The 14,208-nt window shown below is 66.7% G+C and carries 13 protein-coding genes; 2 read left to right on the forward strand and 11 right to left on the reverse strand.

Annotation, left to right across the window (positions count from 1 at the left end):
* Positions 1-437: 437 nt before the first annotated feature.
* From M878_RS69350 to M878_RS69385, 8 genes are all read right to left on the reverse strand, one after another.
* Entirely contained in the window at positions 438-1,364 is a 927-nt protein-coding gene (locus M878_RS69350; protein ID WP_023548265.1) for a phosphotransferase, read from the reverse strand.
* A gap of 216 nt (positions 1,365-1,580) precedes the next feature.
* Complete coding sequence (locus M878_RS69355) at positions 1,581-2,273, reverse strand: TylF/MycF/NovP-related O-methyltransferase (protein ID WP_023548269.1); 693 nt, start codon at positions 2,271-2,273, stop codon at positions 1,581-1,583.
* Positions 2,270-3,232 (reverse strand): LLM class flavin-dependent oxidoreductase, encoded by a 963-nt coding sequence (locus tag M878_RS94520; RefSeq protein WP_023548271.1) that lies wholly within the window; start codon positions 3,230-3,232, stop codon positions 2,270-2,272. The genes M878_RS69355 and M878_RS94520 overlap by 4 nt, the downstream gene beginning before the upstream one ends.
* A complete protein-coding gene (locus M878_RS96515) occupies positions 3,229-4,317 on the reverse strand; it encodes a phosphotransferase (RefSeq protein ID WP_106962732.1) in 1,089 nt (362 codons plus the stop codon). Before M878_RS96515 ends, M878_RS94520 begins: the two co-directional genes overlap by 4 nt.
* A gap of 17 nt (positions 4,318-4,334) precedes the next feature.
* Positions 4,335-5,396 carry a tryptophan--tRNA ligase gene (trpS, locus tag M878_RS69370; protein WP_023548274.1) on the reverse strand — a complete coding sequence of 354 codons (1,062 nt, stop codon included), beginning with the start codon at positions 5,394-5,396 and terminating at the stop codon, positions 4,335-4,337.
* Entirely contained in the window at positions 5,393-7,156 is a 1,764-nt protein-coding gene (locus tag M878_RS69375) for an aminotransferase class I/II-fold pyridoxal phosphate-dependent enzyme (protein ID WP_158692716.1), read from the reverse strand. Before M878_RS69375 ends, trpS begins: the two co-directional genes overlap by 4 nt.
* A gap of 293 nt (positions 7,157-7,449) precedes the next feature.
* Entirely contained in the window at positions 7,450-8,307 is an 858-nt protein-coding gene (locus tag M878_RS69380; protein WP_158692717.1) for a hypothetical protein, read from the reverse strand.
* Positions 8,292-8,912, reverse strand: coding sequence for an HAD hydrolase-like protein (locus M878_RS69385; RefSeq protein ID WP_023548280.1), 621 nt, complete (start codon positions 8,910-8,912; stop codon positions 8,292-8,294). Before M878_RS69385 ends, M878_RS69380 begins: the two co-directional genes overlap by 16 nt.
* 855 nt (positions 8,913-9,767) lie before the next feature.
* Here M878_RS69385 and M878_RS69395 point away from each other — a divergent pair.
* Together M878_RS69395 and M878_RS69400 are read left to right on the forward strand one after the other, a co-directional pair.
* Positions 9,768-10,988: a helix-turn-helix domain-containing protein gene (locus M878_RS69395; protein WP_023548284.1), complete on the forward strand. Its 1,221-nt coding sequence runs from the start codon at positions 9,768-9,770 to the stop codon at positions 10,986-10,988.
* A 10-nt stretch (positions 10,989-10,998) separates the two neighbouring features.
* Positions 10,999-11,481 carry an NUDIX domain-containing protein gene (locus M878_RS69400; protein WP_023548286.1) on the forward strand — a complete coding sequence of 161 codons (483 nt, stop codon included), beginning with the start codon at positions 10,999-11,001 and terminating at the stop codon, positions 11,479-11,481.
* 81 nt (positions 11,482-11,562) lie between these two features.
* Here M878_RS69400 and M878_RS48320 read toward each other — a convergent pair whose 3' ends face one another.
* From M878_RS48320 to M878_RS69410, 3 genes are all read right to left on the reverse strand, one after another.
* Positions 11,563-12,387 carry a hypothetical protein gene (locus tag M878_RS48320; protein WP_245238152.1) on the reverse strand — a complete coding sequence of 275 codons (825 nt, stop codon included), beginning with the start codon at positions 12,385-12,387 and terminating at the stop codon, positions 11,563-11,565.
* A 726-nt stretch (positions 12,388-13,113) separates the two neighbouring features.
* Positions 13,114-13,536 carry a hypothetical protein gene (locus tag M878_RS69405; RefSeq protein WP_158692718.1) on the reverse strand — a complete coding sequence of 141 codons (423 nt, stop codon included), beginning with the start codon at positions 13,534-13,536 and terminating at the stop codon, positions 13,114-13,116.
* A gap of 244 nt (positions 13,537-13,780) precedes the next feature.
* Positions 13,781-14,197 carry a hypothetical protein gene (locus M878_RS69410; RefSeq protein WP_023548291.1) on the reverse strand — a complete coding sequence of 139 codons (417 nt, stop codon included), beginning with the start codon at positions 14,195-14,197 and terminating at the stop codon, positions 13,781-13,783.
* Positions 14,198-14,208 lie beyond the last annotated feature (11 nt).

Below are 14,208 nucleotides of genomic sequence, written 5' to 3' on the forward strand. Positions count from 1 at the left end.
CAGTCGCGACGAGCAGCGACCTTGACCCTCTCGACCCGCCCTCAGCTCCACAGCGAGCGCTGAAGCGGCCACCGGCGCACTCGGGAACTTGACATCCAAGTTAGTCCACCCAAGGTCAGACGGCGCGTCAACGACTGGGTTGGATGTCAAAGGACAGAACTGTGTCCGTTGCCATCGAACCCAGTCGGCGCCGATCCTTGCCAGCTAACCGAGTCGTCCCAGATCAGCCGGGTCTGAGCCACCGCGTTCGGCACGACCGGCTTTGACAGCCTGACGCGAGGCGCTCCTGGCGCAAGCGCATGACGGCTCTCTTCTTCAGCCTCGCCAGCATCCGCCCGTAGGTGCGCAGATAGTCGGCGAGTTACATGCTGTCGCCGACGGCAGTCTTGGCTTCGGAAACGCCCGAGCGAGCCCGCTCATGGGGAGGACCTAAGTCGTCATGGCCGGTTCCCTGGGGCTGGCGCGGACAGCCACGCGAGGAGGTCGGCCATCCGTCGTGCGCGTGGGTCGGCGGTTTCGAGGTAGTGGAGGAGACCGTCCACCGCCAGGGCTCGGCACCACGGCGCGAGCACGGGGACGGGGATATGGGCAACCCGGGCGGCTGTAGCCAGGCGAGTGCCGGTGTCGTGCCCGAGGTCGTAGTACACAGTCCAGAACGCCCAGTCGAAGGCGGCGTCGCCCACCATCGGAAGGGGATCGATGAACCGTGGGTGTCCCAGCCAGTCAAAAAGCACGTTCTCGCGGTAGAGGTCCGTGTGCAGGACCGTCGCGCGGCCGTCGTCCTCCTCCAAGACCAGGAGTTCGGGGAAGATCGCGCTGACGAGGTCGCGCCATGGGCCAAGGTCGAGCACTTCCAGCCTGCGCCACACCCGCGGGCGTATTTCCTGGTGCAGGTATGCGGCCAGAGATGGGAGGCCACGCGGTCGGTGACGGCGACGGCCGAAGGTGTGGAGACCATGGAGGGCAGCGGCCACCGTCTGCAGCTCCCGTGGCGGTCGTTCGTCGCCGCCTGGCCGGCCGCCGATAATCTCCAGAGCCGCCACGGCGAGGTCATCCGCCACCTCGACCACGTCCGCAATGGGACCGCGCGCCCAAAGACGCAGGGCGATCACCTCGTTGCGGAACCGGGCGGGATCGGCCCACGCTTTGAGGAGCAGCGGACGCCCGTCGAGGGTGCCGGCCGTGGCGATCACGGAGGCGCATCCAGCGTCGTGGTACCCCCCGAGCGTGAGATTCCAGCGCTCCGCCGCCTGGGCAAACAGAGCGGGAACGGTGTCGAGCCACCAGGAGACCTCGGGACCATAGTGCGTGATCAGGCGCTTCTGGCACTCCGCAGAGACCTCTCCTAGCGTCCGCTTCATCATCAGCTCAGCACAATCCTGTCGGAGTCCGGCTCGTCAGTGAGGGCGGGGAACTCTCCGAGCGCCTCCTCGACCAGCGCTTGCACCTTGTCCGCCTCGGCGTCTGGAGACGACAGGCGGACAAGGCGGTACACCAAACTCGTGAGTTCTCCTGGGCTACCGGCCGACGCGGCTGTGCCTCACTGCTGAATCCCGGGCAGCCTGCTCTTCGGGAAATGGCTAGTTCGGCAGAGCGGCTGCTACGGACGGGCAGAAGTGCATGAGGTGCCCGGTGTGGGCGGGCTGCTCCAGCCGGGTGCCCGGGTGGGCTGCCAGGTACTCGCGGAACGCCCGGGTCTCGCCGGGAAAGACCCCGTAGTTGTCGACGATCACAATGCCGCCCGGGGACACCAGGGGAACGAGTTCGTTGAGGCAGGTGACGGCTGGCTCGTAGAGGTCGGTGTCGATCACGAGCAGCGAGATGGCGAGCTCGGGATGGTTGGCGACGTACTGGGGGACCGTTTCGCAGACGTCGCCCGGGACCAGCGTCGTGTTCGCTTCGAGCCCGCGGTCCCGTCGGCCCAGGGTCTCAAGGAGCTGCTCTACTCCGATGCAGTCGAGGCCGGCGACCTGCTGGATGTGGTCGACGATGCGTTGGTCGGATTCGGCGTGGGTACGGGGGAATTCCCCGAATGTGTCGAAGCCGATGAGGGGCCGGGTGTGCTCGGACTCCAGCAGGTGTCGCAGCATCGCCCACATGGTGAAGGATCCCCCGCGGAAGACGCCGCACTCGACGATCGCACCGGGGACTGGGCGAATCCGCTGGTAGATGTCGTAGAGCGCGAGGATCTTGCCGATGCGGCTGGGGCCGCAGGACAGGAGGAAGTCCTGTTCGTGCTGGAATGCTGCGGCCGGATCGGGAAGATCGATCATGTTGTTCCCTCCTGAGTGATTGGCTTGGCGGTGGTAGCGGCTCCAGCCCGGCGCGCTGCGGCTGTGAGCAGATCGACCTGCTCGTCGTCGAACAGACCGAAGGGCATGCCGAGGGCGCACACGACGTGGTCGACCCCGAGGCTCTTCCATGCGGTGAGCCGGTTGTGCACCTCGTCTGGGGTGCCGATCAGCCCCCGGCTGCGCCATGCGTCGAAGCTGAGCCCGTCGAGGTGGCCGCCGGGCACCCAGCGGCGCAGCCTGGTCCATCGTTGGTGGAGATCAGCTTCGTCGGTTCCGATGACGGTGGTGAGCCCGACGGAGCGGAGGATCGGCACGGTGCTTCTCCGTGCCGATGGCTGTGCTGTGTTCAGCCGGCCGAGACATCGTCGGTAGTCGGCAGGAGTGGGGTTCCAGGCCAGGTTCCAGCCATCGGCGATACGTGCGGCGACGCCCAGAATCCCGCTGCGTTTGCCTCCTACCCAGACCTGCGGTGCCATAGGACCCAACTCTGCGCGGATCAGGGCGGCGGTTCTTTCCACGCTGGCGAGCCGGTCGGCAACCGCGGGGAACCGGCGGCCTGCCGCTGCGAATTCGTCGGCGTTCCAGCCAGCCCCGAGGCCGATGTCGACGCGTTCTCCGGCGAGATCGGCGACTGTGGCGATCTGATGGACCAGCAGTTCGGGGGCGCGCAGCGGTGCGGGGGTGACCAAGGATCCGATCCGGATGCGGCGGGTGGTCGCTGCGATCGCGGCCAAGAGAGTCCAGCAGTCCGGGGAGCGGCGACGGTCCTGAGGGGCGACATCGAGCCAGAGATGGTCCGATACCCAGACCTGGTGCAGCCCTGCCTGCTCGGCTCTTTGTGCGTAGGCCAGTGCCTTGCGTGTCCGGTGTGCTCCGGTGACTCCTGGAGTGGGGAAGAGACCGTCGTAGTGCGGCAGTGCCAGGCCGATCGTGATCACACTGAGCTCCCGTCGGTCTGCCGCGGATCGGTGAAGGGCTCCAGCAGCGGGTGCGGACGGTCGGAGTGGGAGGAGCCGAGGATCCGGGCCGCCTCGCCAAGCAGCGGAGCGAATAGCTGGTGTCTTCCGTCCACGATGACCTGGGGTATTTCCCGGAGCAGGAGCATCGCGGTGTGAGCAGCGAGCGCGCCGAGGTCCTGTTCGAGTTCGCCGGGCCGGCTCATCCGCCGGAAGGCACTGACCGCCGGAGCGGTCCACCTTGAGACACTGGCCGGGCACGGGGTGGTGTAACTGAGGTCGAGTGCGGAGCGTGCAGGTGTGAGGCGGCCGTGCGTACCGGCCAGGAGGCTCTCGACGTACCACCAGCCGACGAGGTGGCTGGTCATCATGCGCCAGTCCTGGTGGTGGCCGGACCACTCCCAGTCCACCAGGTGCCACTGGTTCGCGTGGTCGAGCAGGATGTTGCGAGGTTGCGGGTCTCCGTGGCAGGCAACGCGAATCGTGGGTGGTCGGAGGGCTGCCAGTCGATGCAGTATCCGGTCCAGGGGGCCGTGGTCCGTGCCGTTGACGATGATGTGGTGCCCGCCGTCGATTGGAAGTCGCAGGCGGTGCCCGGCGTGATGTAAGCCGTGGCGGGCACGTTCCAGTCGTAGTGAGTGTTTTCTGGTGGCCAGGGCGGGTTCGAAGCCGGGCCGTGCGGACTGGAGCCACACCCGGCAGAGTGCCTCAGTGACCTCGGTCCATGCGGCGGCTGCCTGGCTGGTGGGCCGGGGGCCGAGGGCGGCGTCCGCCAGGGTGGTTACCGAGGGACAGCGAGTGATCAGGGTGTCGCTGCCGTGGTGGTGGCCGGCGAAGAGAACCTCAGGAAGCCTGGCGCCGAAGTAGGGGGCGATGGTGTCCCGGGCGCGGGCCTGCTGGGCGGCGGACACTCGCGGGTTTCTTGCGGTCTTGACGGCCACGAGCGAGCCGTCAGGTCGTTGGACGATGCGGACGAGGGCTCCCGAGGAGCCGGTGCGGACGATGCGGACGGTGTGGGCGGTGCGGGAGCTTAAGGGCCGCTCCCGCACCGATATACCAAAAGGCATGGGTATCCCTGTGCTCTTCAGGGGGCTGTGTTTTCCCTGCTCTTGCGGGCTCGCTCGGCCTTGCGGCGCAGCTGGTTGTAAGCGGCGGTCAGGCCCATCGCCTTGCGGGCTTCAAAGACGACCTGCTGCACTTCGCGGCGGGTGCGTTCGGTGCCTTCGACGATGATTTCGTCGACGAGGCCGCTCTGTTCCTCGTAGCGTGCTCGGCGCGCCCGCATCGGGTCGAGGAAGCGGTTGATGGCGGCGGCCAGCTTGTCCTTGACCTCTACGTCGCCGACCTTGCCCGCTCGGTAGCGTTCCTTGAGGTCGGCGACCTCCGCCGCGTTGTCGTTGAAGACGTCGTGATAGACGAAGACGGGATTGCCTTCCACAGTGCCGGGAATGTCCGCGCGGACCCGGTTGGGGTCGGTGTACATACCAGCTACCCGCTTGCGGACGTCCTCGGCGCTGTCGGAGAGGTAGATGACGTTGCCGATGGACTTGCTCATCTTCCCCTGGCCGTCGGTGCCCACCAGCGTGGGCACGTCGCTCTCGACGAGCTCGGGGACGGGGAAGGTCTCCCCATAGAGGTGGTTGAACCGGCGGGCGATCTCCCGGGTGACCTCCACGTGGGCGTGGTTGTCCTTGCCGACGGGTACGACGTGCGCCTTGACGCAGAGGATGTCGGCCGCCTGGAGCACGGGGTAGCCAAGCAGGCCGTACGGCATCTCCTCCTTGCCCGAGTCCCGAGCCATGTCCTTCAGGCTGGGCACACGTTCCAGGCGCGGTACGGTCACCAGGTTCTGGAACAGGGTGTTGAGCTCGCTGACCTCGGGGATCGCCGATTGCAGGTAGAAGGTCGCCCGGGCCGGGTCGATGCCAGCCGCGAGGGAGTCCAGGACCATGTCCCGGGCGTTGGTGGAGACCTTGGCGATGTCCTCCCGGGTGTTCTTGGTGGTGAGCATATGCAGGTCGGCGATGATCAGGAACGTCTCGTACTTGTGCTGGAGCTGCACCCGATTGGCGATGCTGCCCACGTAGTGGCCGAGGTGCAGCTTTCCGGTGGGTCGGTCTCCAGTGAGCATGCGCTGGTCAGTCATGGAACTGATGGCCCTTCAATTTCCTTGTGGAGTAACCACGGACGGTGAGATGAGGTCCCATTCTCGCCGGTCGTGTCCTGCCGAAGCGCCTCGATAAAGGGTTCGATGAACGGCACATCGATCAGATGGATCTGCATCCAGCCGGGCATACACCAGCGCCGGCCATCTCGGAACGACGTCCCACCGGCCCGCAGGCGGCGAGCGACCGGTGCGAAGCGGGTGCCGAGATCCATCAGGAGGAAGTTCGCCTCGGTCTGCACGTACGCGATGCCGAGGCCCTGGAGGGTGGCCGTGATCCGTGCCCGGGCTTCATGGCTGGCCTGTACGGTCCGCTGACGCGACTCGTCGTCCATCAGCGCGCTGTGAGCCGCGGTGAGCGCCAGCGAGTCCATCGCGTACGGCAGCCGGTGGGAGCGCAGCCGATCGGCCAAGGGGGTAGCTGCGAGTGCGTACCCGACTCGGGCGCCGAGCAGGCAGTGAGCCTTGGACATCGACCCGAACAGCACGGTGCGGGGATACCGGCTGAGCAGTCGCGAGGCCGGTTCGATTGGTATGTTCATGAAGTCGGCGTAGACGAGGTCGAGCAGTACGACCGCGTCATCAGGCAGAGCCTCGAAGAGGCGGTCGAGCAGCTCGGTGACCTGGCCGACGGCTCCGGAGACGGAGTGCGGGACGTCGATGATGCACAGGGCCGTGTCCCGGTCGGCCAGGCGGACCAAGGCCGCAGCGTCATGATTGAAGGTGCGCGGGTCCCACGCAGCAGCCGCATACCGCAGGTGGTGGCGCTCAGCGAGCTCTTGGTACAGATCGAAAGTCGGCTCTGTTGCGACCACCTTTCCACCGGAGCCGGCTTGGATACGGAAAAGCCAGTCCATGACCTCCGTGGAGCCGTGGCCCACCACAACCTGGTCGGGGTGTACTCCAGACCGTTCCGCGATGGCAGCCTCCAGGTCCGTGGCGTCGCGGGGCGGCGGGCGGTGCAGTCCGCCTGCGGCCCGGCTGACGGTGAGTCCCACTTGAGAGGAGGTGCCCGCGCGTAGGGGCGTCCTGGTAGCGGCGCGGAGCCCGGAGACCACTCCGGCCATATGCTCCGCCTTGCAGTCCCCGCAGCTCCGCCCCGACAGGCAGCCGTCCAGCGCCCGTTGGGCGGTCTCCGGTGGGCACAGCAGCTCGATCATCGCGAACGCCGAGCATCGCGTCGCGTCCCCACCGAGGGCACGCTGCTCCTCGACGCTCGCCCGGCCACCGGTCCGTGAGCGCAGAAACTTACGCTGGACCGTCGCCTCGTCGTCGTCCGCGAAGACCACCGAGGACGGCTCGCGGACACTGCCCCGCTCGCCTCCCCGCCGAAGGCTTGGGAAGAGCCGGCGGTAGAGCAGCTCCGGAAGCTTGGCATCGACAGCCCGTGCGGCTTGGGGAAGCAGGGCCGAGTGCGGTGCTTGCATGGCGTCGACCAGGGCGGCGCCTCCCCCCTCCATGCCTTGCGGGGTGTAGAGGAAGAAGCTGATCATGGCTTCCAGGTCGGTCAGTGCACTCGCTGGCGTACTGCTGTCCCAGCCGTAGAGGCGGCGCATCTTGTCCAGCCTCAGCCCGGACAGCGCCTGGTTCTGCCACCGCCGCAGGTCGGGGCCGTATTCGATGAGCTGGCCGGGTATAGAGGCTCCTGCGTAGTGACAGACCGCGGTGCGGAAGCAATCGACGATGGATGTGGAATCGACCGAGGCGTCGAACAGCAGAAGTTGTGCACCGCCGTCGGCCATCTGAGCTGCCGTACGTGCTAGCCCGAGGTGGCCCAGGTGCAGGCGCCGGCCGGCGAACCCCACGCGGATCGGAGAGCCGACCGAGTTCGGAGAGCCGACCGAGTGGGGAGACGGTTGTGAACCACCGAACGTCTGGGTCGCCCAGACCTCGCCGGGCAGCACCGACTCTCTTGTGCCCTGCGCCCCGACAACGGAACCGACGAGCGGCCGGAGACCGAACTGGCGTGAACGGTGCCCTTCGAGAGCGGCGGTCTGCTGGTTGCATGCCGCGTGCCACGCCGCCAGGGTCATGGTCATGGCGCACCTCCCCCCTCGGCGATGCCGTGGAGGAACGCCAGAGCCGAGTGCTGCTCGTGTGGCGTTGCATGAGCGTCCGTTTTGCCGAAATACACATCGGGGAAGCTGGGGTCCGCTTCGTGGCACACGGCCCCGAAAGCCCAGAACCGAGCCGTGCAGCGTGCGCGTTCTCGGTCGGCGTCATCGACTGGTGTCAGCCCGGTGTATACCCAGCCCCCGTGAGCGCCCGCGGGGGCGATGTACCCCGCGGCCCGCAGTGCTTCGAGGTACGTGTGGCGCTGGTGCCTCCACACTCGGGCCATCAGCTGGGGGTTACGAAGGAGCCTGGCCAGGTAGCCCGCAGCGTCCGGGTAGAGGTCGAGGAATGCCAGATGCGCGTGTGCGAGCAGCTGGTCAGCGCTCCAGGGCGTGTCCGGCTGCCCCAGGGCGAGCAACTCACCGAGGGGCGCCAGGAACCGGGCGGTGTGCTGCGAAAGCGATAGATCACGCTCGGGCTGGTTCGTTACGAAGGGACCGAACAGCTTCAGCGTGAAGTATCCGCCGAACTGGCGTCTCAGTCCGTCGTCAGCCAGGTCTCCGTGCGACAGCACGTAGATCGTCACGGGTGTCCCACCCCACCAGGCACTTCGCCGGTGCGGAGCACTACTGGCGCTGCCGTCATGGAGGAGAAACGCGTCGAGATCGCTGCCCTCGCGCCCCTGGCCGAGCGGCAGGCTGCCATAGAAGACCCACTGCCGACCCTCGCGAGCAATGTCGGCCACGGCCGGTTCCAGCAAGGCGATGAGATCGGGGATCCCGTCGACGAAGTCCTGACTGATCGCCTTTTCCGTCGGACCGGTCAGCATTCCAGCCACGCGTCCACCTCATTCGTCCATCGGCCGTCGGCATCGGCCAGCAGGCTCGTGACACCAAGCGACCTGGCGGCAGCGACGTTCGCCAGCTTGTCGTCCACGTAGAGGGTCTGGGCCCGGTCAGTGCTGCCGAGCACTCGGTCGTACGCCGCCTGATCAGGCTTGACCGCTCCCGTGATGCTGGAGATCGACACTTCCGAGAAATGGCTGGTCAGGGCGAGAGCCTCCAGTCGCGGTACTAGCCACTCGTGCCGATGGTTCGAGATCAGGACCAGCCGGGCCTGCCGACCCCAGGAGGGGAGCCGGTGAACCACAGGCATAGCCCGCATGGACTGGTCGACGACCGAACGCCACACCGCTGGAGCGCGCTCCAGCCCGCAGGCCGTGGCCAGGGAGCTCCAGAAAGACGTCTCATCCATGCGTCCGGCCCACAGATCGTCGCGGAACCGCTGCCTGAACAGCTCGGCGACCGCAGCAGGGCGCAGCCCGCTGGAAGCGGCGACGGCACGGAACAACGGCTCCATGGGTTCACCCAACAGGACTCCGCAGGCGTCCAGCAGCAGCGTCCGTCCCGGCGATTGGCGTTGCAGCTGCGGTTGACTCCTCATGGCATCCTCCCGGCCAGCTCGTCGCCACCGCCACCGCCATCGCCGCAGGAGAGGGTCGGCCATGGGGCGTCACCGACTTCTCGGAGAACCGCCCGGAAGAGCCGACGGTCGGGCTTCACCGCCCCCAGCCGGCGGCTGTACGCGCCAGCGTCGGAGTGGGGCGCGAGGTCCCTACGGCTCCGCGTCTCGGCGATGCCAGAGGACGCATCGCTGGGAACGGCCAGCCTGGCCGCAATCACCACATCACCCACTGGGCGTGTAGCGATCGCGGACGTCCCCATCGACAGGGGGGCGCACGTCGGCGGATAGCGCATGGTGAGGCTCCATAAGTAGATCGGTGATCCGTGCAGAACCGGAATCTCCGGCTGGCTGGGCTTCCACGACCCGGAGGCGCCTCATAGAGGCGTCCAATAGACGAAGGAGAGTGGGCTGCCACCAGATCAAGGTGACCGTGATGATCTTGCGGCGGTGCTTCAACTGTGGCGCCGTGACGGCAACGTCGGGAGCGTGCACTTGGGGGTGCACTCGTGCACTCCTACGTGCACCCCCCCTACACCCTGGTCCTGACCTGCGTAGAGCGACCGTGCGTCAAGCTGGCACTACGGCCGTTCTCTGGGGGTTTGATGGCAGTCCAGAACTGCGCACCCTCTACACCTCCATTCCGCGGGCCGTGCCCCACTCCCGCTTGAGAAGCAGAGCCGAGCGTCAAAGCCAGCCGAGGAAAGGGAAGTTGATGACATTTGCCCGCCGGCTTTCTCGGTCTCCTGCGACAGTAGGCAAGGAGTCCCACAGCACCCCGGAAAATCCTTCCGGGGTCCCTTTCGGCCACGAGGTGATGCTCAGGACATGCGAGAGATGACAGAGCATCTGACCATCGGTGAACGCGTCGCCTGGTACCGCCGCCGACGTGGCCTCTCCCAGGAGGTCCTAGCCGGGCTTGTAGGGCGCACCACAGACTGGCTGAGCAAAGCGGAGAACAACCGGATCGAACTCGACCGCCTCTCGGTGATCACCTCACTCGCCGAGGCCCTCGACGTCTCCCTGGGAGACCTGCTCGCCGAGCCGACCCTCATGGAGTGGTCGAACGACAGCGGCCGACGCACGGTCCCAGCCCTGCGCGAAGCCCTCATGGACTACAAGCAGCTCACACCCCTGCTGGGATCCCCACCCGATGACGAACCACCCGCCCTGAATGACCTTCGGGCCAATGTGAAGGAGGTACTCGACGCCTACCAGGCGTCCCGCTACGGCTTCGCCACGCGACGTCTTCCCCTCGTCCTGGCCGATGCTCTTGTCGCATCCCGCGCGTACTCAGGGCGCGAAGGTGAGGAGGCGCATGCCCAGCTCGCCTTGGCCTACCACGGTGCGGCACTCGTGCTGGGCAAGGTCGGGGAGTCGGAACTGGCATGGATCGCCGCCGACCGTGGCCTGGCTGCCGCGCAGCGATGCGGCCAGAGCACGGTGACGGGCTCGCTCTTCCGGGCGGTCACGCACTGCCTGATGGCCACCGGCCGCTTCACCGCAGCGATCCAGCTGGTGAACGACGCGGCGGCAGTCATGCAGCCCGGCCTGGGCACCGCGAACGACGAGTACCTCTCGGTCTACGGCACGCTCTTCCTCGCTGGCGCCATGGCGGCCGCCCGAGCGGAGGACCGGACGACTACGCAGACCTTCCTCCGGGAAGCCGACGAAGCCGCGCGGCGGCTTGGCGCCGACGCCAACCACCTGTGGACTGCCTTCGGCCCGACCAACGTGGCCATCCACTGCGTCGCCACCGCCGGCGAACTCGGGGACATCCAGATCGCGGCAGACCTCGGGCAACGCATCGACACCAGCGGCCTGCCCGTGGAACGGCGCGTGAGGCATAGCCTGGAGGTCGCCCGAGCGCTCAGCGCCTGGAACCGGACCGATGAAGCCCTGGCCACACTGTTGGACGCCGAACGGGACGCCCCCGAACAGGTGCGCCACCACTACCTGAGCCGGGAACTGACCATCGGCTGGATCCGCGGCACCCGAGGCCGGCCGTCCCAGTCTGTGGCGGACTTGGCCCGCAGGCTCGGCGTCGTCGGCGGTTAGAGTCAGTCCCGTGAGCGAGAACGAGCACGAAGCGAAGATGGCCCGCCCGCGCATGGCAGCCGGCGCCCTCTTCTTCGACGACGCCGACCGGATCCTGCTCGTCGAACCCTCGTACAAGGACTACCGCGACATCCCTGGCGGATACGTCGAGCACGGGGAGTCACCCCTGCAAGCCTGCGTGCGCGAAGTCCACGAGGAGCTGGGCATCAAGCCCGCCATCAGCCACTTGCTCGTGGTGGACTGGGCGCCGAATCCGGGGGAGGGGGACAAGGTCCTCTACCTATTCGACGGCGGTCACCTCACCGCGGACGAATGCCAGCACATCGCACTACAGGCCAACGAGCTCCGCGGCTACGCCTTCCATGACGCTGGAGAGCTGCCGGAACTCACCATCCCCCGCCTCGTACGCCGTATCACTGCCGGTATCGAGGCTCGCGCCAACGGCGTGACTGCCTACCTGGAACACGGGAACACGCCAGAAACAGAGGGCTGACCAGGGTGCAAGCGCCACTACCCACTAGCGGGCATTGGGTGCTCAGGCTGACTTCCCCCGATCTGAGTCGACCATCAGCGGTCAGCTGCTCGCTGACCTATTCGCGTCCGAGCTGGTGGAGAGACGAAGGATCTTGTCCCAAGTAGCTACTAGCCCTGCAGCGGCAGCCGTGGCCAGGGCGACGCCCACAGCTGACGAAGCCAGGGCGAAGACGATGCCAGCGAGACAGAGGGTAAACGCAGAGCCTCGCAGCACCTGCTGCCGCCAGGCTCTGCGCTCCCGGTGGCTGTGCAACAGCCCATCAGCGGATATATCTCCGGGTGCGAGATCGTGCAGCTGGCCCGTGGCGAGGACTTTCAGAATCCGCTCCACTTCGAGCAGAGCGCGCTTCGCACCGTCGATGCGGTCAAGTTCAACCCCGTCCCGAAGCTCACGCACGAGGGCAGCGGCTACTGAGAACCGGGCCACGACCTGGGGCATGGGGTTGCGGCCGTCAGGAAGCGCACGTTGCATGGCATACCTCTCCAGCGCGATGGCGAAGTCTTCCAACGCTCGGACTGCCGCAACGTGTGGGGAGTTGAAGGGCGATGCCGTCGGAGGCTCCTTCCCCGTTACCTCCAAAGGCTGGAGGAGTGCCTCATAGGCCCTACGTACCGTGACCGTCACAGCCTCGGTTGTCCACCGTTGCATGCCTTGATTTGTGACAAGCGAGGCGATCACGGCAGTGATCAATATGGGCATCATCATGGCCCCCACAGCGAGGGCGTCGCGCCAGATGTGCCAGCGTGTGCGTTCGACGGCTGCTGCAAGGGCGCCACCTGCTGAGAAGGATGTCACGACGGGGACGATCACCTTGATGGCGAGCGCCCTCCTGGACACCTGATAGAGGACGTCTTCGCGCTGCAAGTAGTCCAGCGTCAAATGGTCTGGACGCGTCGCCAAGGAGCTGTCGCGGATCTGGCGTACCAGGTGAGCACGGCGCCGTCTTGCGTGTGCCCTCCCGTGAGCCCAGCAGATCCGTTCCAAGAGCGTTCTGTTACCTCGGCGCTGCGACGTTGCCGTCATGGTCAAGGCCCATATCGACATTGTCCAAGCAGCGAAGATCAGCGCACCAAACTCGGCTTTCGACACATTCTCCCCCTCCGGAACCTCGTGGGCTCAGCCCCATCGCAAGTCCCTATGCCCTCGGGAGTTTCACAAATACCTCACTGTCAGTAAGAAGCCGTGCGCGAGCCGAGAACCGCCGATCTGGTCACCGCAGACCCGAGACCAGCTGCAGAATCGGGCCGCTGGCCTGGCGTCGGCGGCGGCTGAACGCTGGCTCCGGCACTGAAAGTGATCCAGAACCAGGGTTCGGCCGTCGTCGAGACCTGGCAGAAGGCTCAGGCTCCGTGGTCTCAGTTCTGGTCTCATTCACCTACGTCCGGGATGGTTCAGAGGCCCGACGACCAACGGCTCCGCCGCAGGTCAGAACGCTCACGATCTTCCCCGAACCCCCAGACGAACATTTGGAAAGCGTGTTGGGGGCAACCCCTCACGAGTTCGAATCTCGTATCCACCGCCACGGCTGGCTCGCATCAGTCCAGGAGCGGAACAGCTCAGGCCGATTCGGATCCTGGCGAGGCAGGAACCTCAGTTGCCGTGTCTGGCCGGGCTCTGACCGCTCAGTGCTGTGTGAGCCTTCGCGACCTCGGAATCGGCGCACTGCCGGGCCTCTTGGGCACGGTCTGCCGCCTTTTTGCTTACGGCCAGGAAACCCATGAGTGCCGCGACGACGCCAGCGAGTACAGCGCTGTTGTGAGCCCAGCGGGCCGCAATGCGGGCATGTCGGAGGTTCATCCGCGCGGCGGCGCGGCGGCCTTCCTGCCCTCGTCTGCGAGCCGAGCCGGCCGCGTTGACCGCACCTGCGGCGCAGATCTCGGCGAGGGATGCGAACGTGAACGCTAGGACCACGAGGCCGCCCAGGGCCAGACCGGCTGCCGTGGGTACCGACATAACACGCTCTGTCGTCGGCACCTCCGACGTGAACGCAGCCTTCAGCACGTAGCCGGCCATCCCGAAGAGCATGAGGGTGCACCAGGCATAGCCGAGCAGTGACCAGAGTGGGCCATCTTCCTCGCCCTCCGTCGGTTCTCCACCCGGAGTTGCCTCTCCACCGCCGTGGGCACCTGCTTCCACAGGAGACTCGCCGGTACGCCCGCCAGGTGAGGGCTGAGCATGATGGTGGACGTCGCCGATGACATTGCCGGCGATGAAGATCCCAGGACCGTGGTTGTGCTGGTCTCCTTCTCTCCGCGGCTCAGGTGTCTCTGTCATGCGCCGTGTCGTGATTGATCGTGAGCCCGCCCTCGACGTTGCCGTTGATGAAGGTGCCCGGGCCGTGGTTGTGCTGATTGGTCACGGAGGTCGGCCGATCGAGTCCAGTCAGGGCGCGCAACTCCACGTAGGCCGCAGGGTCTGTCTGTACGAGCTGTTCCAGGGCGGAGGCCCACTCGGCTGCGGCGACGCGCGCCGCTTCACCGCGCTCCGGTGGGGAACACAGCGCCACTCTCGCCCGGTCCTGGTCGAGGCGATCAAGGACGGTCTGGGCATCCGGTCGGCCGCCCCGGTGCAACACACGCCGGATGATGTCCCGGGCCCTCACGTAGGCGTCCTGTGATGCCTCACCCAGCAGCGCCGCAGCCACTGTCGTCACGGCGAAGGTCATTTCGTCCATCTGTGTTGTCT

Source organism: Streptomyces roseochromogenus subsp. oscitans DS 12.976, from assembly GCF_000497445.1.
In the GTDB taxonomy this organism is placed as follows: domain Bacteria; phylum Actinomycetota; class Actinomycetes; order Streptomycetales; family Streptomycetaceae; genus Streptomyces; species Streptomyces oscitans.